Raw genomic sequence first — 25,966 nt, forward strand, 5'->3', positions numbered from 1 at the left:
TGTGCCGCCAGGAGCGCGCGATTTGCCCGTTTTGGGACGACCGGATTCGGAATAGAACACGCACGGATAATGCGCTGTCAAACTGACTTCTTACGATTCAGCGCATCGTCTGCACGGCAGTAGCGGCCTGTTGTTCGAAAAAAGACGCCCCCTTCGGATGCTCGGGCAAACGCAGTTGGTACGGTTTCGATCGTACTACCCCTGTCTTCTCGCCATGAACCACCAGTCCTTCAAAGCGACTCGGGATAGGATTCGGGCAGAGCGGAATGGCGTCTTCGGCGGTGTACACAGCGATGAACAGCGTCCGTGGTTCCGCCGACAGATTCGCTTCCGACGCATGCAACAGACGGGTGTGCATCAAACAAACGGAGCCCGCAGGTCCAATGCATTGCACGCCTTGTGGCACACACTGCGCCGCGACCTCATCGGCGACGAACCCGGTAAATTTGCCGTCATGCCACAAATCGTGAAGTGGCCCTTTATGGCTGCCCGGCACCACTGTCAAAGGGCCGTTTTGCGCCGTGACCTCATCGACCATCAACAATGCCGTGATGATGTCGTCATTTGAATGCGGCGTGAATGGGAAGTCCTGATGCCATTTGACATTTGTAGCGGCCCCCGGCATTTTGGAATTCACTTTGCTGTGATGGTATTTGACGTTCGGCCCAATGAGGTCGGCAATCACCGTTACCACGTCGGAATCACGCATTGCCTCAAGGTAGGCTTCCGAAATTTCCACCGGTGAATTCACGCGCCGCAACGCCGGACGTTCCGCACTGTGCCCCGGCTCCACGCTAAAGCGCGCACGTCCATCCACTGTTTCACCGTAGGCGTTGGCATGCGCGCGACTTTCCTGCACCCAACTGGAAAACGCCGTTTGCAAACGGTCGAGCAACGCCTTGCTAACGACATCATGCACAACGAGATAGCCGTTTTCATGAAAAAATGATTTCTGCGATTCGGTCAGCATTCTCTTTTGATCCTCGACACCGCCGTTCAAAAACGCGGCCGCATGCCACCGGTAGGCGACACCACCCGCGTGTTTATCAGGGCTTTGGCATGAGTGTGGCGATATCTTGCTCGGTGGGTGCCTCAAAATGATACTTTTTCAGCAAGGCGGCATAATCCGGTGTCTTTTTAAACTTCTCGATGCCGTTCAGCAAAGCATTCTTGACGTCGTCATTTCCCTTTTTGACACCAAACCCATTCAAAACAGGGTAGATCAGCGAGTCCGATGAAATGACGACACGATTGCCGAGTTTCTGAATCACGCCGCGCGCCACCGCGGCATCGGTGATCTGGGCATCAACGGCGTGAGAAAGCAACGCCTGCGTTGTTTGGGGATCCGTCACGAATTCGCTGATCGTGATCGGCTGCAAGCCTTTCTTCACGCAATAATCGTCTGACACCGCGTGCATTTGCTTAAGCCATGCCGTGCCCCCCATCGAGCCCAGCTTATGGCCGCACAAGTCTTCCGGAACCTTAGGTTGAAAATCGCTACCCTTCAATGCCAACAACGACTCACCGCTCTTGAGATAAGGGATCATGTCGATCACCTTGACACGTTCCGCGGTGATGTACATCGAGGAGTTAATGATATCGAATTTCCCGCCTTGCAATCCAATGATAAGATTTGGGAACCGAGTATCGATGTTTTCGACCTTCCACCCCATGACTTTCGCCACGCCGTCGATGAACTCAATGTCGAAACCGGCAGGTTGACCTTTATCCATATACTCATAGGGAAAGAAGGTCATGTCCGAGCCGACAATAATCTTTCCAGACTGCTGGAACGCAAACGACGGAAGTGCACCAACGGCAAGCACTCCCCCTAAAATCGTCGCAGCGATATGGCGGCAGTTGATTCGTCGCAGCAGATTCATGGCAATCCCTTTTTGCAGTTGTAGTAACAGATCGACGTTGATGGAAGTTTGACAGCCGTCACAATGGACTGCCTGATTACGCCAGCACTACGCCTTTCAGAAATGCCGCCATGCGCGGATTCTCACCATTGCGTAGCACCGAAGGCTTGTCGTCGCAGATAACCCGACCTTTCTCCATGAAGACGATGCGGTCAGACACTTTGAATGCAAAATGCATTTCGTGTGTGACGATGACCATTGTGGTTCCTTCCTTGGCCAATGTTTCTATCACCTGAAGTACTTCGCTGACCTTTTCCGGATCAAGCGCCGATGTCGGTTCGTCGAACAACATGATCTGAGGACGCATCATTAATGCCCGCGCTATGGCGATCCGCTGCTGCTGACCACCAGAGAGCTGATGCGGGTACTTCCAGGCGTGTTCCAGCATCCCGACTTTATGCAGCAAGCCATAGGCATCCTGCTTCAACTCGCTTACCGTACCAAGCCGGTGATAACGCGGAGCAAGCAAAAGGTTATTTAATACGGTGAGGTGTTGAAATAAGTTAAAACTCTGGAACACCATGCCGATGTTCAAGCGATGTTCCAGATGCTCCACGAAACGCGGTTTTTCTGTTCCCCGCTTACTCAGATGAATAAAAGGCCGTCCATTGACGCGGATCTCACCGTTGTCAATTTTCTCTAGTCCGTTGAGCAGACGGATCAGCGTTGTCTTTCCGGAGCCAGACGGTCCGATCACTGACACGACTTCGCCCGGCTGAACCTGCAGATTGACCGACCCCAAGACCTCGACATTGTTGTAGGCCTTATGCAATCGCCAAGCTTGCAACGCAGGCCCTTGTCCTTCCACTGTCTGACGCACGGTCGAAATACGTTGGCGCGTTGCCAACGCCAGCACTTTCTCATCCAGTTTGTGCGTTGCCTTGCGCTGCGTGACATCAAGCATCCGTTCGGTGCGCTTGAGAATGAAGTCGAATACCGTAACGATCAGAACATAATAAACCGCAACTGCCGCCATGGTTTCCATGACAAGGAAATTCTGGGAATAAAGCCGCTGCCCAACCATCAATATTTCCGTCAGCGAGATCACTGAGACCAGCGAACTCAGCTTGACGATGGATATGTATTCGTTGGTTAGCGCGGGCAGTGCGACGCGCAGCGCCTGTGGAATGACAATCTTCCACTGAATACCCACAAATCGGAGCCCCAAGGCCTGCGCGGCCTCCCACTGCCCTTTATCGATCGAGAGCAATCCGCCACGGTGAATTTCCGCAATATAGGCTGTCTCGCTCATGATCAACGCGATCGCACCGGCCCAAAATGGGTTGCCGAGCACGACGGATAATGCCGGCGCCGCTTGCGGCAGGTTATAGACAAAAATAAGAAGAACCAGTAACGGTACACTTCTGAAAAGCCAGATATAGAAGCGCGCGGGCAGACTGAGAATGTTTCGAGAAGACTGCTTGGCCATCGCCAGAACGAAACCAAGGACGATACTCGCGACCCAGGTCAAGACACTGAGCTTGATGACCGTCCACGTAGCCAGCCAAAAATCGACTTCACCAAAAAGACTCAGAAAATAGTGCCAATCGAAGGTCATTGTTACATTTTCCAGCAGCCATACGCTGATTATTACAAGCTGTACAGTTCGATATGGAAGAACGGCGTCATGCACGCCATAGCATGACGCGAGCATTTACCTGCAACCGCGCGTGGTCTGTCTATCGACGCCGACTTGGCACCAAGGTTTGCCTTGATAAATTAACAATCCAAATTTAAAGACAAATAATTTTTTTCAGATGGATTGCATTGGAAAATGCTATGTAGCATGGCATGCTTATCCCGCGCTCCGCGAGAAACGCTCGGTCAATGCCAATCGCATCGTCATGCCATCAGTGCACGAAGGCCATTGATTAATATGTCGATTTCGTCATCGGTCGTAAGATAGCTTACCGACGCCCGCGCGACGTGCGACAAGCCCCGCGCACGCATATCGAACGGCGTGTATGACACACCGTTCACGCTGATCGTTATTCCGCGATCAGCAAAGCCCCGCTGCAATGCGGGTAAATCCACGCCATCAACAGCGAAGGACACCAACCCCGATTGTTCGATGCCCATATCCAGGAGTGTTACGCCAGGGATAGATGCCAGACGGGCTCGCACTGCTCGGGCGGTCGCATCGATCCGCACACGGATCATGTCGATCCCTAGTTCCAGCGCTTCTTCCAACGCGTTGGCCAAGCCGCAATGCAACGCGAAAGAAGCCTCGCTCGTCTCGAAGCGCGCCGCGTCATTCCGTAAGGCTGCACGGACAGAAGCGGCGCCGTCGGGTAAGGTCTCGGCCACCAACGGCGCGGAATGGGTGTCAACCTGTGATGGCGACAAATGTTTGAGAAAATCGCGCCGCACATATAGCAGTCCGGTGCCGCGCGGTCCCCGAAGCGCTTTCCGGCAAGCCGCGGTAAGGACATCGCATCCAACGGCCGCCACATCGATCGGGTATTGCCCAAGCGCCTGCGCCGCGTCGATGAAATAGGGGATAGCGTGCCGTCGCGCCACCTCGCCGATCGCAACGGCGGGATTGATGACACCGCCGTTCGCAGGCAACCATGTAATGGCAATTAAACGGACACGCGCATCGAGCATCGTTTCCAGCGCTTGCGGATCAGCCATGCCGTTGGCATCGCATGGTATGACTTCCACCGATACGCCATGACGCTGCGCGGCCATTTGCATGTTGGCCACGTTGCCGCCCCATTCATGCCTCGCGGTCAAAATGCGGTCACCCGGTCGCCACGCATCCAGTCCGGCGAATGCGGCACTCCACCCCGCCGAGTTGCCGCTTGTGATCGCTATTTCGGCAGGATCGGCATTTAACAAGCGCGCAGCAAGGGTTCGCGCGCGCTCGGTCACCGCCTTAGCAGCAACACCCGCTTCGATGGGGCCCATGGTCGCCTCGCGCCACAGATGCGCTTTTATCGCCTCCAACGTCGCGATTGACGGCAACGACGCCCCAGCGTGATTGAAATGGGTTACTGTCCGCACTCCCGGCGTTGCGGCGCGCAATGCGGCAATACGCGCAGGCGATAGGAGGGACGATACGGAGGATGGGACGGAAGAAGCGGCGGGGATCATCGTCTATTCCTGTTTCAAGCCCAGCGCTTGTTAGCCCGGCGAGAGCGGGAGCCTTGGGGTCGGGGATCGCATCAGCATGATGGCGCGTTTAACAGGCACCGTCGCCCGGTGCCGACAAAGTGCGCCTCAGTGCCGCGAAGAACAGCTCGGATTGCAGTCGTTCGCCAAGGGTCTGCGTTGCAACACGTGCGGCCATCGCATCATCCACCGGTCGCAAGACGCACCCGGTCGAACGCGCAAGAACTTCCGCCGCACAGGCACGCTCGAGGTAATACAGGTCATCGTATGCATGATCGACGCGCGAGCCACAAACAATCACCCCATGATTGGCGAGAAACACCACATCCCTGCCCTGCATCGCCCGTGCGATTCGCTCGCCTTCACCGGCATCCAGCGCGAGCCCGTTATATTCGCGGTCGATGGCGACCCGGCCGTGATACCGCATGGCATTCTGAGATAAACGTGTATCAAGGCCGCAGTCCTCGATCAACGTTAACGCCATTGCATGGGGCATATGCGTATGAAGGACCGTATGCTTGCCCGCGATTCGATGAATCGCCGCATGAATGAACATGGCGGTGGGTTCGACTTCGTGCCGCCCCGCGACGCGGTTGCCAGCGGCGTCGACGATGACGATATCTTCCGCCGTCACCTCGCGCCACATCAAGCCTCGTGGATTAAGTAGAAACAGGCCATCGTCGTCTGGCAAGGCAACGCTGAAGTGATTGCAGACACCTTCACTTAGGTCATGATAGGCTGCGGCGCGCAAAGCCAGCGCCAGATCCTGGCGGAGCGCCAATACATCTGGCCGACGGAACAGCGAATGGTAGACGGGCTTGGCGGCATTGATGGTTGTCATGAGCGATCGTGATGATTTCAAGGGATGCAAGTGATGCGATGCGACGGCATGATTCTAACGAACATTCAGGCACGCACATCTTGCCGCGTTACTTCCGGTATTGCCGCCGCTTCGGCTTGTAGAAACGCAATCAAGCGATCCACCAAGCGGTGTTCCCGCGCCTTGCCCCTGCGTAGCACATACCGCCATGACGCCGCCTGGCAGAGATCGGGCCGCACGCGCACCAATCGCCCGCTTTTCAACTCCGACTCGATCAACGGCAGACGCCCCAGTGCGAGACCTGCGCCGGCCACCGCGGCACCAATGACCTGACTGAAACTGCTATAACGAACGATCTTTGTCTCAAAATTATCCGGGAGTGCCATTCGGCCCATCCAGTAATGCCACTCGATCTCCGGGAAATCGCGGTGCTCCTGCTGCAGCAAAAGACACGGCCCGGCAGTGGCGGCAACGGCGTGCAGCGTCGGACTGCATACGGGAAACACGGCTTCGCGCAAGAGGACTAGATCGTCCGGCTGTATGTCTCGCTCGGCAACATGCACGATCGCGACATCGACGGAATAGCGACTGTCGTCCGGCGGCCCTTCCTGGACAATCGAATTCAGCGACGCCTCGGGATGACTCGCGGAGAACGCGGCCATGCGCTGCGCGAGCCACATCGACGAGAACGAGACGTTCGCCGAAATCGTCAGACGCCTTGTAGACTTTGTGATCTCAAGACACGCTGCCTCGAGCATCGACAACGCCTCCGATGCGGCCGGCAGCAAACGTGCGCCCGCCTGCGTCAACGCGATACCGCCCAGACCGGTGCTACGCTCCAGCAAACGCACGCCAAGCGTCTCTTCCAGAGCGCGTATCTGGTGGCTGACCGCGCTCGTCGATACATGTAACTCCACGGCCGCACGCGCAAACCCTCCGAGGCGGACGGTGGCCTCGAAAGCACGTAGCGACGGCAGGGATGGAAGCGATGGCATGGGGGTATTGTAACTTGCTCAACACCTCGTGAAAAAACGTCTTTTGCCTTGCCGCCGGACTCGCGATACCGTGCGAACTGACAAAACGACATGACGGGAGGCATAAAGCATGTATTTTAACCATACCCTGTGGACGCTCATGACCGGATTCCGCCTGCGTGTGGCGGGCGCTGTCGGCCTGGGGCTCGTGGCAATGGTTTTTGGTGTGCTCCGTTTCGTTTTTCTCGGCCGCGTCCTGGCAGGCGTGCTTGGTGGCGCGGCGGTTCAGCCAATTGCCGTCGACGCCGCCAGCGCACTGGCGTGCATTCTCATGCGCGCATGGCTGGACCACCGCAGGGTCGTGTTGGCGCAAGCGACGGCGGGACGGATCCAATCGATATTACGTGCGCGTTTGTTCGATCGGATCGTCGCGCTCGGCCCGGCATGGTTCGGATCGGCGCGCACCGGCGGCGTGATGTTGGCGGTCATCGATGGCGTCGAACAGTTGGAGACGTTTTTCGGTTCGTATGTCCCGCAGTTGGTCATTGCCGCCTGCGCCCCGCTCATCATCTTCGGCATTCTTGCATGGTGGGACCTGCCAACCGCATCCGTGCTGCTTGTTGCCGCGCTTGTCACATTGGCATTGCCAATGACGATCCATCACGCCGATAAAAAAGCAGCCATTGAACGCGCCCACGCATTCAAGTCTTTCGGTGAAGCATTTCTCGACGCCGTGCAAGGACTGCCGACCCTCAAGGCTTTCGGCCAAAGCGATGCGTTTGCACAAAAACTCGCAGCGCAGGCAAGGGCGCTATCCGATAGTACCTTCTGGGTCTTGGCACTCGGGCTGCTAACGCGTTTCTTCACCGACCTCGGTACGGCACTGGGCGCCGCGGCCGCGATCGCGCTTGGTGCATGGCGCGTGTACCACGGCGAAATGCATATCGAGGCACTGCTAATCGTGTTGATGGCAGGTACCGAGGTATTCCGGCCGCTTCGCGATCTGCGTTCCGTGCTCCATCGCGGCATGATGGGACAGTCCGCGGCGACGGCCATCCATACGCTGATGGAAACGCCTACCGATCTGCCGCCAACCGTGGCGGCGCATGTAAGCGGCCTCACTTCCGACATCACATTCGAGGAAGTCGGTTTCGCCTATCCGGGGCGCCGCCTCGATGCGCACACCGGCCTGAGCTTCAAGATAAACGCTGGCGAGACCATTGGCATCGTCGGTCCGAGCGGCGCGGGAAAATCGACGATCCTGCGGCTGTTGCTGCGTCAGCACGATCCGCAAACGGGCACCATTCGCATCGGGGGGCATGACATTCGGTCGCTAGATCCGCAACAGGTGCGCGGCATGATCGCCATCGTTTCACAAGACAGTACCTTGTTTCATGGGACGATCGCGGAAAACCTGCGACTTGGCCGGCCGGAAGCAAGCAATGCCGACATGATCGCCGCGACAACCGCCGCCAATATCCATGAATTCATCGCGGCGCTGCCGGAGGGATACGAGACACGCGTGGGAGAACGAGGCGCGCGTTTCTCAGGAGGCCAGCGCCAGCGTATCGCAATCGCGCGTGCCTTGCTCCGGGATGCGCCCATCCTGATTCTGGACGAAGCCCTCTCCGCCGTGGATGCGGAAAATGAAGCCGTCATTCAACAAGCGTTGGATACGTTGATGCGTGGCCGTACCACGCTGATTCTGGCGCATCGTCTGTCCAGCGTCATCGGTGCGGATCGCATCCTGGTGCTGGACGCGGGACGTGTTGTGCAACACGGCACGCACGCTGAGCTGATCATGCAATCGGGCCTTTACGCAAGATTGATGGCGCCGCAAATAGGAACAGCCGTGGTGCAATCAATGGCGCTCGATCGACGAAACAGCACCACCGCTGCGCCGGGATCGGCGGCGCCACCACCATTCGCCCATGATCCGACCGAGGTGAGTTGGACGCGCACGTTGCAAACGCTACTGCGCTTCGTGGCGCCCTGGCGGTCACGATTGACGCTGACCGTATGTTGCGGGATCGGCCGTGTGCTGGCGTTTATCGCCGTGAGTTTATTGGGATCGCTGGTCGTGGCCGAAGTCGCGTCGGGAGGCCCGGTTTTACTGCCGACGATCGGTCTCTTGCTGGCAGCGCCACTCGCCGCGACATTGCACTGGCTCGAATCCTGGCAAGCACACGACATGGCTTATCGGCTGCTTGCGGAGATGCGCATCGCCTTGTTCGCAAAGCTGTCGCAGTTGGCGCCGGCCTATCTGCTACGTCGGCGCTCAGGAGACCTCGTCGCACTGGCTACGCAAGACGTGGAAACAATCGAATATTTCTATGCGCATACGGTGGCCCCGGCGTTCGTCGCGGTATTGATTCCCACGGCGGTCTTGGTTCTGCTGGCATGCGTTGCCTGGCCGCTTGCCGTGATCCTGTTCCCGTTTCTCGCATGGGCGGCTTTAAACCCGGTATTCGCTCGCGCAAAGATCGATCGACTCGGCGGCGAAGCGCGGGGGGCACTCGGACAACTTGGCGCCCATCTTACGGAGACAATACAGGGGCTTGCGGAATTGTCCGCATTCCAGGCAACAGAGGCAAGAAAAGCGGTCTTCATGGCCGACGTCTCACAATACCAGCGCGTACGTTCCGCTTTGCTCGATGACCTCGCTCGCCAAAGTGCCGCATTGGAGGTGGCGACAGGCGCAGGCGCACTGGCTGTCACGGTCCTTGGCGCGGTGCTTTGCGCAAAAGGCTGGATCGCGCCGCAATGGTTGCCATTGCTCGCGCTTGTCTCGGTAGCCGCCTTCATGCCGGTATCCGAGATAGGGCAGACCGCACGCCAGTTGGCCGACACGATTGCGTCCACCCGTCGATTACATCTAGTGGAAACGGAACCGGAACCCGTGCGCGACGGCATACAACCGGTACCGGAGAATCCGGTCGTCTGCTTCAACGACGTGACGTTTGCCTATCCTGGGCATACCCGACCCGCACTTGCACGCGTCAGCTTCCAGGTGAAGCCGGGAAGCTGCGTTGCACTGGTCGGGGCGTCCGGCGCCGGCAAGTCGACCCTCGCGCACTTGCTACTGCGTTTCTGGGACCCAAAGCAAGGAAGCATCATGCTAGACGACACCGACCTGCGCACCATACGTCTCGATGACCTGCGTCGGCACATCGCACTTGTCAGCCAAGACACGTACCTCTTCAACGACACCCTCGAAGCAAACATTCGGCTTGCGTGCCCTGACGCGTCCGATGATGACATGCGGCGCGCGTTGGCGCTCGCGGCACTCGACGACTTCGTCAAATCGCTGCCCGACGGTCTGGCAACCCATGTGGGGGAACGCGGCGTGCAACTGTCAGGGGGTCAACGCCAACGGATTGCGATCGCGCGGGCGTTTCTGAAGAATGCACCGATCCTGATCATGGACGAGGCAACATCGCAGCTGGATACGATCAACGAAAATCATATCCATGCCGCGTTCGACGCCTTGAAACAAAACAAGACTGCTATTGTCATCGCGCATCGTCTTTCGACCATCAAGAACGCGGACATCATTATCGTGATGGATGAGGGTAGGATCGTCGAGGCGGGCTCGCACGCCGTATTGATTGCGAACGGGGGCACCTATGCGCGCCTGGTCTCGCGCCAATCGGGCATGGCAACCCCGTGACCCCGCCCGCGCGCTTTTATTATTACTTTTTTAGTACAAATTCCTTCGTCTCAGCGCCATTTATTGTCTTTGCAACCTACCGTAAGATGCATTCATCGACGTACTGCACGGGCGTGCAGCATTGGTAACAAAGACAAAATGAAGAAGGGATCATGAAAGCACTTATTCAATCACTGGCCGTTGCCGTTGCCCTATCCTTGCCGTTGGCAGCTTTCGCACAGTCAACAGCACCGGTCACGCGGGCATCGGTTCGCGCAGAGCTGATACAGCTGGAACGCGCCGGATATGAACCAGCAAGAAACAATCCTGACTACCCAAATGATATCCAAGCGGCACGCGCACGCATGGGCAACAGCTTCGGCGGTGTCGAAGCAGGTTCGTCCGCAGCCGGTCGTCCCGTGTCGATGAACCCTTACACCGCGCAATAATCACGGTGTACGCCGTACTGACAATGCAAAAGGCGCTCCCAGGCGCCTTTTGCGTTTATTCCCCACGTCCCATCGTTACGCGCTGTACTAGCGCCGGCATCAATCCATCCTGCTAGCCTCGGTTCACGGCATCCTGCAAATGATCTCAGACGGACTTACCATAAGAGGAACGCATCGACCGTCAGCAACGCCGCCGCGAACGACTGTTCGCCCCTTCCCTGACTGCCGCCCAGCCTCCCACGTCCGGACTTAGACGTCCATTTGACAGTACTGCCCCGCTATTGACCCGAAAGGATAGCCCGATGACCTCACAATCTTCCTCAGTTTCCTCAGCCCCGATCCATTTTCCGGCTCCGCGCGATAAACATCTGCGAGACATGGCGGACTGTATCCGGTTCCTGTCCATGGACGCAGTGCAGAAAGCAAAGAGCGGGCATCCTGGCGCGCCAATGGGCATGGCCGATATCGCAACGGTGTTATTCAAGGATTTCATGCAGTTTGATGCGGCGGACCCGCACTGGATTGATCGCGACCGGTTTGTGCTGTCAAACGGCCATGGATCGATGCTGTTGTATAGCCTGCTCTACTTGACCGGTTACGCGGATATGCCGATCGAGGAATTGAAGAAATTCCGGCAAGTTGGCAGCAAGACCCCAGGCCACCCGGAATATCGACACGCTGACGGCATTGAACTCACCACGGGCCCGCTCGGGCAAGGGATTGCGGAGTCCGTCGGCATGGCACTTGGCGAACGCATCATGAATGCCAAGTTCGGTGACGACCTCGTGAATCACTTCACCTATGTATTCCTCGGCGACGGCTGCTTGATGGAAGGGATTAGTCAGGAGGCGATTTCGCTGGCAGGCCATCTCAAATTGGGCCGGTTGATCGCATTCTGGGATAACAATTCCATTTCCATCGATGGTGCGACGAATCTTGCCGTGTCCGACAACGAGATCGAGCGATTCAAGGCATCCGGCTGGCACGTGCTCGAAATCGACGGCCACGACACCGATGCGATTCGCGATGCCATCAAGACCGCCCGTGCAAAAACCGATCAGCCTACGATGATCGCGTGTAAAACCATTATTGGATTCGGTTTCCCAACGAAGGCTGGCACGCAAAAAGCGCACAGCGATGCGCCCGGTGAGGACGAAATCGCGGGTGCACGAAAAATTTTAGGATGGAATTCGGCACCGTTCGAGATCCCACAACAGTTGCTGAACGAATGGCGGGAAATCGGCGCCAAAGGCCGCGAGGCTCGGACAAAATGGGCTGAGCGTGTCAAGAAAGCGCCGGATGCCCTGCGTGGCGAATTCGAACGGCGCACCAAAGGTGAATTACCGCCGAACTGGAAAGCCGCAATAGCGGCGGCGAGAGAGGAATTCGTCAGCAAGGGTGGCGAGATGGCAACGCGTCAAGCCAGCGGTGCCGTGTTGAATCACTTGTTCGATGCGATTCCCGAATTGTTAGGCGGATCGGCGGATCTGACCCCGTCGAATAACACCAAGGCGAAAAATCAGGTAGAAATCAAGCCAGGCAAGTATGACGGGTCGTACATCCACTATGGTGTGCGAGAGCACGGCATGGCGGCGGCAATGAACGGCCTCGCCTTGCACGGCGGCGTGATTCCTTATGGCGGTACCTTCCTGTGTTTCTCGGATTACTGTCGGCCAGCCATTCGCCTTGCCGCGATGATGCGGGTGCGTACGACATTCGTGATGACTCATGATTCGATCGGCCTCGGAGAGGATGGTCCGACGCACCAGCCGGTGGAGCACCTTGCGGCATTGCGCGCGATTCCGCACTTGGCTGTTTTCCGTCCGGGAGATGCCGTGGAGACAGCCGAAGCGTGGGAGTTGGTATTGGAACACCCAAGACAGGCAGCGCTTCTCGCATTGTCGCGCCAACCGATGCCGCTGCTGCGTACGGAGGCCGGCACAGAGAACAAATCGGCTCGCGGCGCCTACGTTCTGCTTGAAGCGGAAGGTGGCCCACGGCAGTTGACGCTGCTTGCGACCGGTTCAGAATTGCATCTGGCGGTGGAAGCGCGCGAGATCATGCAAAAGGAAGGCGTGCCCACAGCCGTGGTGTCCATGCCATGTCGCCTGTTGTTCGAACAGCAGGACCTGCAGTACAAGAAGAAAGTGTTAGGCGACACGCACGCGCGCGTGGCCGTGGAGGCTGCTGTCGAGCTGGGATGGGAGCGGTATCTCGGCCTGGAAGGTAAATTCGTCGGAATGCACGATTTCGGCGAGTCCGGAAAGATCCAGGATGTCTATGCCAAGTTCGATATTACGACGGACGCCGTGGTCCGCGCAGCGCGCGAAGTGGTGAAAAACGTAAAAGGCTGATGGGCCTTTCTGGATACCCTGGCGCTTTTAATTGGGTATCCCCGAAAAAAGGCGTCGTTATGTTAACGTGGCGGTAACCGGGAACTATCGTTTCCTGGTGCCGCCGCTCAAAATGCCGACGACACTACTCCGCAGTTGAACGGTTGCCATGACGCACGGCGCATAATGCTGACGTAAGATCTTTTCGAAATCTGTATTTTTGAACGCCATGCCGACACTTTTGCCAGCATGTCCGCATTTTGGAGGTTTATGCGGAAAGATTTTGCATCTCAGCGAAAAGGTCGGCCTTCCCTTCGAAGCCGATGCCGGGCAGATCGCCATGTCAATTGTTCCAATCGCGACTGAGCGCTCGCCATGGCCGCCCGACTTCTCGTTGGCGAACATGGTCGCCCAGATCTTGTGCGGATCAACGTTGTCACCAGCTCTTAAGGAATATACCCTCACGTGTTTTGACAGTACGAGCAGTGCCGCCGTCTCAGCCAGCGCCTTCTCCTTACGCCATGATGCGCGCTTAGGCTCCTTAGCCCGCTGACCATCGGCCTTTGCATGTACGAACATGGCGCGCGCATCTTCGGGCTCGGCCAGCAACTGCGTCGCCGCCTGCCGCCATTGTGCAAGCTCCTGCGGATAAACGCCATTCTCGCGGCATCAGGCATGGTAATACCTCTGCCAATTGTGCAACGCGTTTCAAGCAAGACTTGCTTTTAACACAATTCTGGCTTTTCCTGCGCGCAATCTCGCCGACTTTCCTAGATAGAGATGCAGCATGCTGCCTTGTCAGCAAGGCTACCGGATACGCGTTATTGCCGATAACTCGCCGCGCACGTCAAATGAAATCGCTTCGTTTTGCAAAACTTATCTTCGCACATAAGATGAACAATTTCGAGTAAAGCGTTACCGAACAGGCCTTGCCACTATATTTCCAATCGTACTTCATGCAAATCATCCCAAACGCCTTTTCTTATGCATCATCTCGCCTGCTTGAGCCCTGGTTCTCTGTCGATGATTCTGCGAAGCAAGCATCATGCGATGACGTCAATCACAGCGCTGGCACGCATCTCGAAAATATTCCGGGCGATATATTTAAGGCCGGCAAGCTTCAGCTTTCGACACGGAGCATTGTTACACTCGCATCAACGAGCAAGCGCCTTGCAACTTTTATGGAATCATTGTTTCCGCAGCTCTTCAACGCGCTCTCTGAAATAAGAGCCGTTCACACGGGATGGATGCCGCTCCTTTCGTCCGACGTTATAACGAGTATCCAGGCACATCCTTGCAAAACGGATCAGACTGCTCTGCTCCGAAAATTAGTCATGGGAATACCAGCTTCTAAAATATTTTTAGAACGTGCTTTGCCTGACGGTCTGTGTATCTTCAGTGCCGACTTGAAGAGCGTCATTGCCGCAATTGAAAAGGAAATCAGTAAGCCTACTCAATCATCTCAAGAAGCGTTTTCCTTACTCGACATTTTGGTGATACGCTTTATGTCAGGCAGCGGTGTTACGCGAAACTCGCTGACGGATTCATTAGATCTTTTTGATAAGGCTTTATTGCCGGCAATGATCGTATCTGTGAACGCAGAACCGTTGTTGCAGCGCTTATCTTACGAAATAAGTGTATATCTCTGTGCTCGTCATCAAGTGGATGTCTCGGATGAAGTCGCGGGGATCATTGCGAATAACTTATTCTTCGACCACAATTGGACGCCTGTCGTATGGGAATCTTCATTTTTGTATAAGCGAAGCAAAGGAGAATTTGTGCGAAAACGAATGGAGTCCGGTTTAGGATTATTTACCCAATCTCAGTGGTCTGCTATCGACAAACGTGTCGCATCCCGTATTCATCTTGCACTGCCTTATCGACCTGGCGAAAAATTTGACGACCTATGCCAGGCGTGGCGCGAAGACGATGCCGCTTTCGTTATCCAGGCAGAGGAAGCGACGATCGCTGCCGAACCGCATTACGATTTCGGAGATAGGGTAATGGTGGGTGTGCACCTTCGCTCCAAATGGGCCGTTTCTGCTACTGCACTCGATTTATGGAGCGGTCGCTGAACCGACAAGCGATGAGATGATTCCATTCGCGAGGCCACCTCATTTTCCCGCGCTGCCCGTTGTTAAAGTGTTTTGTATATAGCGGGTGCACATAGTAAGTGTTCCGCAAAGCGGTTTAACGCATGTAAGCATGCAATATTATGATGCTTACGACGCGAATCAGTCGTATCACTGTCGGCTAGATGTCGAACAGTTGCACATCGGCGTCGGCACGCCGTAGTGCCTCTCGCAATATCCGAAAAATCTGCTCATCGCTATATCGACTCTTCTTAATGACGCGCTCCGTCTCGGTGCGACATTATCCTAGATCAATTTGGTCTTATTTTCCCGGAGTAGGTAAGCCTCGCTTTTTTAATACACTTCTACTTCAAAGGAACTGATACTCAGGGAGGGTACTAAGCCACCACCACATCCGTCTCCAGGAACACCTTCCATGCAAACCGTCATCAATGCATATTCCTATGCATCGTCTCTCCTGCTTGACTCACGCCCCACTGACGACAGCTTTACGGAGTCGGACCTGAAAAATTCGTTTCCTGAAGGAATTTGATTGGCGATGGTCAGGTCGTCGGCCGCGTGACATACTCCGCACCCCACGCCAACGCCAATAGCAGGATGCAAAAACACCGCGGCTTCCTCAGGATCATCCGCAGGTTGTGGCCCGTGCCGCACATGACAGCATGGATCGCGTCGCCGAGCGCCCCCTTGAACCAGTTCCAATCTAGTTTGCCGTCGGACTTCATGTGGCCAATCGCCGCCTCGATCGCACTGCGTCTGTTGATCATCGCTCGTAGCCCTCGCGTAATGCCACGTCGCGGACCAGGGTAATAGATCTTCACTCCGCTTATCGCAACGCCCCTATAACCTCGTTCCACTGCCGCGATGTTTGCCGTAACGTCCCTCAGAATCGCTGCCTGTTCCAAGGCTTCGGCTAACATATGTCCATCGTAAGGGTTCCCCGGCATCGAGCGCGCACCGATCACCAAGCTCTCGCGATGTCTCGTGGTGATCCACACCTTCACGCCAAACTCATACGGGCGTCGTGCCTTGCCTTTTGAGACGCACTCCACCTCCGGCGCGTGCAACGCGTACAGTTTGGTTTTATCTTTGGGTTGTTGCACGAGAAACCGTTTTGCTTTGAGCCGCAGCGTGTCGAGTGCCGCGCGGCTTTGTTGCGCGACCCCGTCAATTTGACGTTCTACATCGCGCATGACGCGTCCAACGCGCGAACGCAGTGTTCGCAATGTTTTCTTCGTTCGCTTGAATTGCTTGGCGTATGCATATCGGCCAATCTGACTTGCTAAGCGAGGCGCTTCACGATTGTAGTTCTGGCGCAGTGCTAAACCATGTTGTGTCGCGGCCTTCACCAAGTGTTCTCGGCAGCGCTCCAGCAGGCGCGAATCAGTCGGGTGCGCGATGGCTTTTTCCATCACCGTCGTATCGACGATGACCCGCTTCAGGCTTGCGCTTTCAACAACCTGGGCACGTTTGGCCGCTTCGATCGTCTCGGCCAGCAACTCCTCCACGCGTGCCTCACCAAGGCCCTTGCGCCAGCGCGTGAGGCTCAACGGATCGATTGGCGGCGTCGTTTGGAAATACGTCTCGCCGGTAAAAACCTGCCCGTACGGATTCTCGATCCATTGCCATACTACGTCCTCATCGGACCAGTCGAAAGCATGCTGCAAATACAGTAGACCCGCGATCAAGCGCGGCGAACTAGCCGGCTGCCCACGCGACGATGCGAAGCTCGCACTCATCGCAACGCTCAGGCGCTCCCACTCGATCAAGTCGCTCAGCTTGACCAAGGAATGCTTCAGGTTGATCTGCTCGCGCAGCGGCTGTCGAAAGAAATCTTCCTCGGGCACTACCTTCTTCGGACCCATTCAAACCTCGTCAGAATTTGCAGGATTCAACACGTAATATGCCCGTTCCTTGCAAATCCCTCAATCCTCATACAGCGTCAAAGCCTTATGCCATGCGGCTCAACGAATTGTTCAAGGCAGACTACTTACACCGTACCTTGCGCTTAAGCTCATTGGCCCGCTGACCATCGGCCTTTGCTTGTGCGGACATAGCGCGCGCGTCTTCGGCCTCGACCAGCGATTGCGCCGCCGGCTACCGCCACTGCGCAGGCTCCTGCGGTATACGCCATTCTCGCGGCATCGGGTGCCTCTTGGCGTTCTCGTCCATCGCCGCGGTTGCCAGAAGTGCTTCAAGCCGCAGCAGTCCATACCCTGCCCCCGTAGGGTGTGCTCAATGCATCGGCACGCCAGTGCGTCAATATTGCCGCGGACACACTTAGCTCCTTGGTCAAGCGTTGCACAGACATACTCTCCGGCGGAAACAGCCCCAACACCGCTTTGTCTTTAAATGATAACCGTACCGCCTAACCTCTACCGATTACCTATATCGCTCTGTTATTCCGATTTCTATCGAGGCAACATCTATTCCGACTCCAGAGGGCCTAGAACCCAAATTTGGCTTTTCCTGCACGCAATCTCGCCAATTTTCCCAAATAGAGATGCAGTATGCTGCCTTGCCAGTAAGGCTACCGGATACGCCTTATTGCCTATAACTCGCCGTACACGTCAAATGAAATTGCTTCGTTTTACGAAACTTATATTCGTACATAATATGAACAATTTCTAATGAAACGTTACCGAACAAACCCGTGTCCCCATATTCCAAATCGTACCTCATGCAAATCATCCCAAATGCCCTTTCTTACGCATCATCCCTTCTACTTGATCAATGGTCATCTGTCGACGATGCCGCGAGGCGGGCACCGTGCAATGACGTCGATTACGGCGTTAACACGCGTCTCGAAATTATTCCGGGCGATATATTCAGGACCGGCACGCTTCAGCTTTCGACACGGAGCATTGTCACACTCGCATCAACGAGCAAGAGCCTTGCAACTTTTATGGAAGCATTGTTTCCGCAGATCTTCAACACGATCTCTGAGATAAGAGCCGTTCACACGGGCTGGACGCCGCTTCTTTCGTCCGACGTAATAACGAGTATTCAGGCACATCCTTGCAAAATGGATCAGACTGTTCTGCTCCGAAAATTAGTCATGGGAATACCAGCTTATAAAATATCTTTAGAACGTGCTTTGCCTTACGGTCTTTCTAACTTCAGTTCCGAATTGAACACCGTCATTGCCACAATTGAAAAGGAAATCAGTACGTCTACTCAATAAACTCAAGAAGCGTTGTCTCTGCTCGACATTTTGGTGATACGCTTTATGTCAGACAGCAGTTTTACACGAAACACGCTGGCAGATTCACTACTTATCGATAAGCAATTATTGCCAGCAATGATCGTATCTGTGAACGCAGAACCGTTGTTGCGGCGCTTATCTTACGAAATATGTATCTATCTCTGTACTTGCTATCAAGTGAATGCCTCGGATGAAATCGCGGGGATCGTTGCAAATAACTTATTCTTCGACCAAAATTGGACGCCTCCCGTATGGGATTCTGTATATTGGTATAAGCGAAGCAAAGGTAGATATGTGCGATTTGAAATGAGGCGCGGCTTAGGAGCATTTACCCAATCTCGGCGGTCTGCGATCGACAAATGTATCGCATCCGGCATCCATCTTGCACTCCCTTATCGACCCGGCGCGAAATTTGACGACCTATGCCAGTCGTGGCGAAAAGACGATGTCGCTTTCGTCATCCAGGCAGAGGAAGCGACGATCGCTGCGGAACCGCATTACGATTTCGGAGACCGGGTAATGCTAGCTACCCACCTTCGCTCCAAATGAGCCGTTTCTGCTACTGCACTTGATTTATGAGGCGGTTGCGGACCCTACAAGCGACAAGATGATGCTGTTGGCGAGACTGCCTCACTTTCCCGTACTGTCCGTTGTTAAAGTGTTTTGCATATAGCGGGCGTTCATAATGAGCGTTCGGCAAATCGGTTTAATGCATGTAAGCACGCAATATTATGATGCTTACGACGCAAATCGCGTCGCATGGTAGTCCCTCCATTTTTAATGGTCGTCGAGGGTAGAGGCTAGGCTGCGATTGTCAACTTCTGTTTCGGCGGAAGGCCATCAATGGCTGTATTGGGCCGCTCGTGATTGTATGACCATAGCCACTTCGTCGCATAGTCTTGCAATTGCGCAACGGTGTCGAAATGGTAATGGGCAGGCCAATCGTATCTCATGGTCTTGTTATATCGCTCGATGTAGGCATTCTTTTGTGGTTATCCGGGCTGGATAAATTACAGCACGATGCCGCGCTTTTCTGCCCAGTCTTTCAGTGCTTCGCTGACATATTCTGGCCCGTTTTCACACCTAATTTTCAGGGGTGTTTCACGCCATTCGCTGACTTGATTCAACGACCGAATAACACCTAGTGCTGGCAACGAGAAGTCTACGTCGATGCACAATCCTTCACGATTGAACTCATCAATCACATTGAACAACCGGATGCTACGGCCATCTGAAAGCAGGTCGTGCATGAAGTCCATCGACCAACACTCGTTCAATGCCGTCGGTACCGCAAAGGGCTCAGGCTGTTCGCGAACAAGGCGTTTGCGCGGTTTAATACGTAAGTTCAGTTCCAACTGCCGGTATATCCGATAAACCCTCTTGTTATTCCAGGCAAACCCTTTGACGTTTCGCAGGTACAAAAAACATAATCCGAAGCCCCAATTGCGTCGATTGTGCGTGAGTTTCACAAGCCAATCCGCGATGAGCTCATTTTCGGCACAACGCTTCGATTCGTACCGGTAGCAGGTCTCGCTGATGCCGAATGCCATTCCGGCTTGGCGCACGGTCATCCCGCGCTCTCGTACCGCTCGTTGGGTCATCTCGCGTCGGCGAGACGGCTTCACCACTTTTTTCAAGCGCCTCGCGCACGACCTCCGCCTTCAGACGTCTCGGCATACATCTTCTTTAGCCGCGCGTTCTCGACCTCTAGCTCTTTCATTCGGGTCATCAACGCGGCGTCCATGCCACGGTATTTCGAGCGCCATTTGTAGAAGCTTGCGCTGCTCATTCCGTGCTCGCGGCATAGCTGCGGCACGGGCGCTCCGGCCTGCGCCTGCTTTAATATCGCGATAATTTGGCTTTCTGTGACTCGGGACGTCTTTATGCAGAATTTCCTGTCAGTGCTACTGCGAGAAAATTCTACCCTGAACGACCGCTATTCTGTGGGGGACGACCGCCAAGTGGATGCTGGAAATCAAGGTAACGTGTAAGACGTTACGGAAAAGATGTGCGATGAGTCGCACGTGGCGGGCTTCATTATCCGCGTCGTCACGCCTGCCGACGGGCGATGACGATATCCAATGTTGGCGCGCCTGCGATGATCGCAAGAAAGCGATCGATATTTCGATGCGCGCCCGGATGGGCGCGCGCATCAGCGACATAGGCTTCACCAAAAAAATGGACGCCATGCGCGGCGGCGTCACGATCGAGCCTGCCAAACAAGGGCAGCAGATACTGACATATTGCCATTGCGCCGCGCTGACCTTCCTTATTGAGGATACGCGTCTCTAGACGACCGGTCGGATCAATCAGGTCGATATGATCGATATCCGTGATCGGCGGCAGAAGGGCGATATTCTCCAGAAAATGGGGTCCTGCGTTAAGTCGCCTCGATTGTTTATCGCTTGTCATCGTATCCATGCCCTTTATTCGGCTTCCATTCCTGCCAATTTCTGGCTTCGCGTATTCGATATACCGTAGTTGCTGGCATGCGCCAGATCAAGCGGATACGTGTATAAGATGATCGGGCCGTAGTTCCGATAGCGTCGCAACCCCCATCCATGCAGACAAGGCCGTTACTTCGCCCATGCGCCGCGTGAGCAACGTTTCCACGGCTTGCTCGCCGTCGGTGGCAAGGGCGTACACAACCGGCCGCACGAGTATCGACATATTGGCCCCGAGTGCGCTCGCAACAAGCACATCGGCCGCATGCCGTACGCCGCCGTCGAACAGCACGGCCGTTGGTGGCGTACGCTTCAGTGCCGCGGCTACGCTCGAAAGGCAGGAAATCGACGGCGCCCACCGATACGATTGACGTGCGCCGATATTCGATACCATGACGCCATCGGCACCAGCCGCCACCACGCTCGCGGCATCGTCGGCATGTAATACGCCTTTCACGATAAGCGCCCCCCCATCGGCATGAATCGCAGCCGCGAGTGTCTCCAATGCGTCGATGTTCCATCCGGGAAACGCCGGCAGATGCGCGACGCCGTTTTCCGCGCCGATCGTCGACCACCCACGCGCAGCGACTTCCGCCCCGACGTCAACGCCACCGGGATACAGCCCGGGTACCGGATGCGCGGCGGCCAGCACGGTCAGCACGACGCCTCGCGCGCCTGCCGCCAAGGCGCGTTGCGAAAGCGTGATCGCGCGGTCAAGCGGTCCCGCCGCACGAATCTGCAGCCAGTAATCCACGCCGGTCGCCTTGACAGTAGGTAATGGTGTAACCGCCTCTTCGGAGACAATAAGCGGTAAGTGAAGACGGGCGCATACGCGTGCGATGGCCGCCACGCCATCGGATCCGAACAAGCGGTCCGCGGCAAACGCGCCGACGCCAAAGGGCGCGGCGTAGGCACGGCCGAACAAGGTACAGCGGATATCGACAGTCGAATGCCCAGTCAGAATGCGCGGCACCAGACGATAGTGCGCCAATGCCGATTCATTCGGATCTGTCGCTTCCGACGGCATATCCGTAGCTCGCCCGCACAAGTAACCGAACAGATGTTCACCCAATGCCTGTCGCGCGCTGTCTGACAAGTCACTCATCTGGTCCCTCCAGATAAGGCAGTGAGTGTTTGCGAAGATATCGGCGATGTTACGGCGCGGCGCGGCGCTGTATCCGAATCCTCAGGGTATACAGCGCTCGACTGTCCATCCGACTGCCCCGGATGCCGGAGGAAGGCAGCGAACTCATTGCTACGAGGAGACCGTAGGATATGCGGGTCACCCTGCTCCATGATGCGACCATCATGCAGGAACACAATCCGGTCGGCAACAGTGGCCGCAAAGCCCACATCATGCGTGCTAAGCAGCATCGTAATCCCGGTCTTCGCAAGCGAACGTATCGTTTCATTGACTTCACCGACGAGTTCAGGGTCCAACGCGGATGTCGGCTCATCGAGCAATATGATGCGCGGATCACTCGCCAGTGCCCGGGCGATGCCGACACGTTGCTGTTGCCCGCCAGATAGTTCGAATGGCATGCGATCCGCCAAATGTCCCAGGCCCACCTTGAGCAACGCGATGCGTCCTCGCCGGGCGGCATCGATGCGCGGCACCCGATGAACGCGAAGTGGTATCACTGCTGCATTTTCCAGCGCGCTCAAATGTTGGAACAACGCGAAGTTCTGGAACACAAGCCCGATACGCGCGGCGGCGCGCCGCGCTGGCACATGTCGTGCCGGAACCGGGCGGCCGCTGTCGTCTTCCGTCAGTGATTGACCGTCAACCCGGATTGATCCTGCCGCCAAGGGATTAAGTGCAAGAATGGTCTTCAACAACGTGCTCTTGCCCGATCCCGACTTGCCTAGCAGCGCGACCACTTCGCCGGCACGCACCGAAAGATCAATGCCCTTCAATACCTCGTTGCCTTCATAGCGCACCTTCACCCCTTTCAGGACCAGTTGCGGGGACATGGATGTCGTGCTTGCCGCGTCCGTCGGCAATGCGTCCAATATGTGCGGATCATCGGAAGGCGTTTCATATTTCACCGGAGCCATGCGGGGCAATGGCCCCTTGTCACTAGCAAGCGGCGGACCATTCGATAAGCCGCACCGGTCATCGATGACCTGCGTGCCTGCCCCATCCGGCGGCTGCATCGATCGCGCCCGGATGGATTGTCCATGCTGCGCGGGATCAACCCTTTTTTCACACCATCTTTGCACTGCGGAAATCGCGGCCGAGAGCGCGATATACATCACCCCCGAAGCGAGCAACACCGGCAGGAACGCAAAATTCTGAGACACGATGGTCTGACTGCGCAGCGTCAGTTCGTTGACACCGACCACCGACGCGAGCGATGTCGATTTCAACAGCCCAACTGCCTCGTTGCCAAGCGTCGGTACGATGGCGCGCAATCCCTGTGGAATGACCACATACACCAACTCGCTCACCGTCGAGAATCCGAACGCTTTAGCGGCGAGACGTTGATCCCTGTCAACTGACTTGATACCACCTCGAACGATTTCTGCGCAAAACGCGGTCTCATTTATCGTCAAGGCAAGTAAGGCGCTCATGAATGGCGACAACGTGAGGCCCGCCTGCGGCAAGACGTTGAACAGTAGAATCAACTGCAGCAGTTGGGGCGTGCCACGAATAACGTAGATATAGGCCCGTACCGGATAACGCAGCCACGCCCAACGGGCATCAGAAGCGAGCGCCAGCATAAAACCAATGACGAGACCGCCGATCATCGCGCCCACAAGCAGTTCGATGGCAACGATGCAACCCTGAAGGAGAAACGGAAACGTCAAATAATGAAGGAAGTTTTGCATAAGACCTTAAGTCGCATCGGCGGCCGGGCGTTCGGATTTTCCGTCCTGGCCCCACTTATCCAATAAGGCACGCTCGATACCTTTCTGTTGAATGAGCTTCATTGCAGCCAATACGCCACTGCGCAATGCCGTGTTTTCCTTGGCAATGGGAAAGCCGTTCAGAATTGGCAGATCCACCGTGAAGGCCGTGGTCAGTCCGGGTGCGGAAGCTGCCAACGCTTTTGCATCCGATTCAGCCGTCAAATAAATATCCGCGCGGCCGCTTTCGACGGCTTGCACGCTGGCATCTGTCGTCTGCAGCAGTAACAGATTGACCGCTGGCTTCTTTTCCGCCACGCATTTTTCGCTCAATGGCGGAACCAGACTTACAGCCTCGTAAGTGCCTGCCGCAGCCGCCACCGTACTGCCGCAGAGGTCGTTTATCGAATGCAATTTCTTTGGATTGCCCTGCTTCACGACTGACCCGTCGATCACCGCGAAAGACGAGATGAACGCTACCTGCTTGCGGCGCACATCGGTGACGTAGAGATTCGGCCCCATGTCGAAACGCCCTCCGGCGATGCCGGTCACGAGTACATTAAATGCCACATTCTGGAAGGTGTGCTCGAAGCCGAGGCACGCACCCATATAGGCAATCAGGTCGGGATCGAGACCAACGATCTTAGACGGATCATCTTTGTCGGGTGCTTCGAATCCCGCGGTATAACCGCCCAGCCCGACAGTCAGATGCTTGCCATTCAGCGTCGGATACGTTTTGCGTAGCGCCACGCATTCGCTGCTTGCGGCGAAGGTCTTGAGGGACGGCATATTGTCCGCACCCGCAGCGGTGACGTTACCCGAAAAAAAAGTCGACGCCAATATGGCTGCGCCCAATGCCCCTCCTGCCGTCAACTTAAAGACGGCAGGCGTTCCGCGGGATAGAAATTGGATCATCAGAAGACCTCTGACAATGAGTGGATTGAAAAGTGAGGTACGAAGAAAAGCATGTTTTTTCGGTTGCCAATTTTTGGTCAGATGGCAGGTAGAAGATGACGTGTCGGCCATAACGTCAGGCCGCGGACCATGGCGACGACCCGATCCTCGAAGGCGATATCGACATAGGGATCGTGGCGTGGGTTGATGCCTGGGAAAGCGTTACCTTCGGCCATTGATGGCTGCACCGGAACGCGAGCCACCAGGGCAACGGCCCAGTCGTTCACATCGGGCCCGAACAACGCCGCAGGTCGGCGCGACGCTTTGCGCAAGACACGTTCCGTGGGCACGTTCATCCGTTTCGCCAGACTCAGAAGGGCGGGCAAGAAGCGATGCTGGGACTGAAGACCGGGGCCGCGCGTTGCGCCTTCCGCCACATGATCGGTGGCGATCAAGTCGATGTCGTCAAAACAGCCTTGCAGCGCAATACATCGTGCGTCATCGAGCAGTGGCGGACGCACATTGAACGTGCCGCGTAGCGATGCCGTCATGGGTAGCAGATAATGCGGCGCACAGGCGAGCACGATCAATGCGTCATCGGTCGCCGCCGTGCCGGCGATAGCGCGCAGGCGGGAAATCGCATCTGGATGGGTAGCGTGCCGGATAACCACTGGCTTCCCCATCGCTACCGCACGTTCCACGACCCGTTCCGGGTCATCGGTGTACACCATCGGTAGCCAGTTCGCTCGCCATACCGCTTCCAGATTGCTATTGAATGTCGCGTCACGTCCGTAGAGCTTGCAGGCCGCTAAAACCGACGGGGGCGGTACGCGAGCGAATGCCGCAAACCAATCGACGAATCCGGTGTTGTCACAATCCGGCATGGCCGACAACAACAGGCGGATGCGTGGCATGTCGGCATCTTGCGCGGACCGCAGCAATGCTGCGGCATCCGCCGGATCGGCCATACGCTGCCAGGCGATGCTGGCGTTCAGGTTGGCAACGCCGCCCGCCAGGGCGATTTCGCGATCGGCTTCACTAAGATGTCCGCCGCGCAATGTCAGAAGCGTGTCCGCATCGTAGAGGGCAGGGTACGCGCGCCATTCGCGCGCATCGACGATGCGCGTATCAGCATCGCGCCATTTCGGGACGTTGAAAACCCGACGCTCGCCCAGCAGGCCCGCGTCGTCTCTCAGGTTTTCGAGCACCATTTGCATAG

At 56.1% G+C, this 25,966-nt stretch carries 18 protein-coding genes and 3 pseudogenes; 6 read left to right on the top strand and 15 right to left on the bottom strand.

Annotated features, from left to right (window positions below; translation table 11 throughout):
• Positions 1 to 97 precede the first annotated feature (97 nt).
• The 6 genes from SJQ66_RS09900 to SJQ66_RS09925 all read right to left on the bottom strand — a co-directional run bounded on the left by SJQ66_RS09900 (position 98) and on the right by SJQ66_RS09925 (position 6,851).
• Positions 98 to 970, bottom strand: coding sequence for a phytanoyl-CoA dioxygenase family protein (locus tag SJQ66_RS09900; RefSeq protein ID WP_024903831.1), 873 nt, complete (start codon positions 968 to 970; stop codon positions 98 to 100).
• A 76-nt stretch (positions 971 to 1,046) separates the two neighbouring features.
• Positions 1,047 to 1,883: an ABC transporter substrate-binding protein gene (locus tag SJQ66_RS09905; RefSeq protein WP_320534003.1), complete on the bottom strand. Its 837-nt coding sequence runs from the start codon at positions 1,881 to 1,883 to the stop codon at positions 1,047 to 1,049.
• A 76-nt stretch (positions 1,884 to 1,959) separates the two neighbouring features.
• Positions 1,960 to 3,480: an amino acid ABC transporter permease/ATP-binding protein gene (locus tag SJQ66_RS09910; RefSeq protein WP_024903829.1), complete on the bottom strand. Its 1,521-nt coding sequence runs from the start codon at positions 3,478 to 3,480 to the stop codon at positions 1,960 to 1,962.
• A 284-nt stretch (positions 3,481 to 3,764) separates the two neighbouring features.
• Positions 3,765 to 5,018: an aminotransferase class V-fold PLP-dependent enzyme gene (locus SJQ66_RS09915; protein ID WP_320534004.1), complete on the bottom strand. Its 1,254-nt coding sequence runs from the start codon at positions 5,016 to 5,018 to the stop codon at positions 3,765 to 3,767.
• An 88-nt stretch (positions 5,019 to 5,106) separates the two neighbouring features.
• Positions 5,107 to 5,877 (bottom strand): aldolase, encoded by a 771-nt coding sequence (locus SJQ66_RS09920; protein ID WP_024903827.1) that lies wholly within the window; start codon positions 5,875 to 5,877, stop codon positions 5,107 to 5,109.
• A gap of 65 nt (positions 5,878 to 5,942) precedes the next feature.
• Entirely contained in the window at positions 5,943 to 6,851 is a 909-nt protein-coding gene (locus SJQ66_RS09925) for a LysR family transcriptional regulator (protein ID WP_024903826.1), read from the bottom strand.
• 109 nt (positions 6,852 to 6,960) lie between these two features.
• Here SJQ66_RS09925 and cydC point away from each other — a divergent pair, with 109 nt between their 5' ends.
• From cydC to tkt, 3 genes are all read left to right on the top strand, one after another.
• Positions 6,961 to 10,500, top strand: a complete 3,540-nt coding sequence (cydC, locus tag SJQ66_RS09930; protein WP_320534005.1) for a thiol reductant ABC exporter subunit CydC — start codon at positions 6,961 to 6,963, stop codon at positions 10,498 to 10,500.
• A 152-nt stretch (positions 10,501 to 10,652) separates the two neighbouring features.
• On the top strand, positions 10,653 to 10,928 hold the full coding sequence (locus SJQ66_RS09935) for a DUF4148 domain-containing protein (RefSeq protein WP_046152815.1): 276 nt from the start codon (positions 10,653 to 10,655) through the stop codon (positions 10,926 to 10,928).
• Between the two features lie 302 nt (positions 10,929 to 11,230).
• A complete protein-coding gene (gene tkt, locus SJQ66_RS09940) occupies positions 11,231 to 13,282 on the top strand; it encodes a transketolase (protein WP_253464404.1) in 2,052 nt (683 codons plus the stop codon).
• A 270-nt stretch (positions 13,283 to 13,552) separates the two neighbouring features.
• Here the strand turns inward: tkt and SJQ66_RS09945 are convergent.
• Positions 13,553 to 13,705 (bottom strand): annotated as a pseudogene (locus SJQ66_RS09945) (mandelate racemase); the annotation flags it as partial.
• 15 nt (positions 13,706 to 13,720) lie between these two features.
• Positions 13,721 to 13,930, bottom strand: a pseudogene (locus SJQ66_RS09950) (IS3-like element ISAzo10 family transposase); the annotation flags it as partial.
• 287 nt (positions 13,931 to 14,217) lie between these two features.
• On the opposite strand from SJQ66_RS09950, the gene SJQ66_RS09955 reads away from it, so the two are divergent.
• Positions 14,218 to 15,336, top strand: a complete 1,119-nt coding sequence (locus tag SJQ66_RS09955; RefSeq protein ID WP_253464401.1) for a hypothetical protein — start codon at positions 14,218 to 14,220, stop codon at positions 15,334 to 15,336.
• A 560-nt stretch (positions 15,337 to 15,896) separates the two neighbouring features.
• Here SJQ66_RS09955 and SJQ66_RS09960 read toward each other — a convergent pair.
• Positions 15,897 to 17,219, bottom strand: a complete 1,323-nt coding sequence (locus tag SJQ66_RS09960) for an IS5 family transposase (RefSeq protein WP_253464399.1) — start codon at positions 17,217 to 17,219, stop codon at positions 15,897 to 15,899.
• An 815-nt stretch (positions 17,220 to 18,034) separates the two neighbouring features.
• On the opposite strand from SJQ66_RS09960, the gene SJQ66_RS09965 reads away from it, so the two are divergent.
• Positions 18,035 to 18,538 carry a hypothetical protein gene (locus tag SJQ66_RS09965; RefSeq protein WP_320534006.1) on the top strand — a complete coding sequence of 168 codons (504 nt, stop codon included), beginning with the start codon at positions 18,035 to 18,037 and terminating at the stop codon, positions 18,536 to 18,538.
• A 45-nt stretch (positions 18,539 to 18,583) separates the two neighbouring features.
• Entirely contained in the window at positions 18,584 to 19,108 is a 525-nt protein-coding gene (locus SJQ66_RS09970) for a hypothetical protein (protein WP_320534007.1), read from the top strand.
• A gap of 251 nt (positions 19,109 to 19,359) precedes the next feature.
• Here the strand turns inward: SJQ66_RS09970 and SJQ66_RS09975 are convergent.
• The 6 genes and pseudogenes from SJQ66_RS09975 to SJQ66_RS10000 form a co-directional block, all read right to left on the bottom strand.
• Positions 19,360 to 20,444, bottom strand: a pseudogene (locus tag SJQ66_RS09975) (IS3 family transposase).
• 164 nt (positions 20,445 to 20,608) lie between these two features.
• Complete coding sequence (locus SJQ66_RS09980) at positions 20,609 to 20,980, bottom strand: DUF2322 family protein (RefSeq protein ID WP_024905872.1); 372 nt, start codon at positions 20,978 to 20,980, stop codon at positions 20,609 to 20,611.
• Between the two features lie 78 nt (positions 20,981 to 21,058).
• On the bottom strand, positions 21,059 to 22,108 hold the full coding sequence (locus tag SJQ66_RS09985) for an alpha-hydroxy acid oxidase (RefSeq protein WP_320534008.1): 1,050 nt from the start codon (positions 22,106 to 22,108) through the stop codon (positions 21,059 to 21,061).
• Positions 22,105 to 23,835 carry an amino acid ABC transporter permease/ATP-binding protein gene (locus tag SJQ66_RS09990; protein WP_024905870.1) on the bottom strand — a complete coding sequence of 577 codons (1,731 nt, stop codon included), beginning with the start codon at positions 23,833 to 23,835 and terminating at the stop codon, positions 22,105 to 22,107. The genes SJQ66_RS09985 and SJQ66_RS09990 overlap by 4 nt, the downstream gene beginning before the upstream one ends.
• Positions 23,836 to 23,841: 6 nt before the next feature.
• A complete protein-coding gene (locus SJQ66_RS09995; RefSeq protein WP_046153975.1) occupies positions 23,842 to 24,768 on the bottom strand; it encodes a transporter substrate-binding domain-containing protein in 927 nt (308 codons plus the stop codon).
• 77 nt (positions 24,769 to 24,845) lie between these two features.
• Complete coding sequence (locus SJQ66_RS10000; protein ID WP_024905868.1) at positions 24,846 to 25,964, bottom strand: amidohydrolase family protein; 1,119 nt, start codon at positions 25,962 to 25,964, stop codon at positions 24,846 to 24,848.
• Positions 25,965 to 25,966: the final 2 nt, after the last annotated feature.

Origin of the sequence: Robbsia andropogonis, assembly GCF_034047095.1 — a bacterium.
Classification (GTDB): Bacteria; Pseudomonadota; Gammaproteobacteria; order Burkholderiales; family Burkholderiaceae; genus Robbsia; species Robbsia andropogonis.

Excerpts from the sequence above, each read along its gene's own strand:
- SJQ66_RS09900 (WP_024903831.1), bottom strand. The coding sequence starts at position 970 with ATGCTGACCGAATCGCAGAAATCATTTTTTCATGAAAACGGCTATCTC.
- SJQ66_RS09905 (WP_320534003.1), bottom strand. The coding sequence starts at position 1,883 with ATGAATCTGCTGCGACGAATCAACTGCCGCCATATCGCTGCGACGATT.
- SJQ66_RS09910 (WP_024903829.1), bottom strand. The coding sequence starts at position 3,480 with ATGACCTTCGATTGGCACTATTTTCTGAGTCTTTTTGGTGAAGTCGAT.
- SJQ66_RS09915 (WP_320534004.1), bottom strand. The coding sequence starts at position 5,018 with ATGATCCCCGCCGCTTCTTCCGTCCCATCCTCCGTATCGTCCCTCCTA.
- SJQ66_RS09920 (WP_024903827.1), bottom strand. The coding sequence starts at position 5,877 with ATGACAACCATCAATGCCGCCAAGCCCGTCTACCATTCGCTGTTCCGT.
- SJQ66_RS09925 (WP_024903826.1), bottom strand. The coding sequence starts at position 6,851 with ATGCCATCGCTTCCATCCCTGCCGTCGCTACGTGCTTTCGAGGCCACC.
- cydC (WP_320534005.1), top strand. The coding sequence starts at position 6,961 with ATGTATTTTAACCATACCCTGTGGACGCTCATGACCGGATTCCGCCTG.
- SJQ66_RS09935 (WP_046152815.1), top strand. The coding sequence starts at position 10,653 with ATGAAAGCACTTATTCAATCACTGGCCGTTGCCGTTGCCCTATCCTTG.
- tkt (WP_253464404.1), top strand. The coding sequence starts at position 11,231 with ATGACCTCACAATCTTCCTCAGTTTCCTCAGCCCCGATCCATTTTCCG.
- SJQ66_RS09955 (WP_253464401.1), top strand. The coding sequence starts at position 14,218 with ATGCAAATCATCCCAAACGCCTTTTCTTATGCATCATCTCGCCTGCTT.
- SJQ66_RS09960 (WP_253464399.1), bottom strand. The coding sequence starts at position 17,219 with ATGGGTCCGAAGAAGGTAGTGCCCGAGGAAGATTTCTTTCGACAGCCG.
- SJQ66_RS09965 (WP_320534006.1), top strand. The coding sequence starts at position 18,035 with ATGCAAATCATCCCAAATGCCCTTTCTTACGCATCATCCCTTCTACTT.
- SJQ66_RS09970 (WP_320534007.1), top strand. The coding sequence starts at position 18,584 with ATGTCAGACAGCAGTTTTACACGAAACACGCTGGCAGATTCACTACTT.
- SJQ66_RS09980 (WP_024905872.1), bottom strand. The coding sequence starts at position 20,980 with ATGGATACGATGACAAGCGATAAACAATCGAGGCGACTTAACGCAGGA.
- SJQ66_RS09985 (WP_320534008.1), bottom strand. The coding sequence starts at position 22,108 with ATGAGTGACTTGTCAGACAGCGCGCGACAGGCATTGGGTGAACATCTG.
- SJQ66_RS09990 (WP_024905870.1), bottom strand. The coding sequence starts at position 23,835 with ATGCAAAACTTCCTTCATTATTTGACGTTTCCGTTTCTCCTTCAGGGT.
- SJQ66_RS09995 (WP_046153975.1), bottom strand. The coding sequence starts at position 24,768 with ATGATCCAATTTCTATCCCGCGGAACGCCTGCCGTCTTTAAGTTGACG.
- SJQ66_RS10000 (WP_024905868.1), bottom strand. The coding sequence starts at position 25,964 with ATGCAAATGGTGCTCGAAAACCTGAGAGACGACGCGGGCCTGCTGGGC.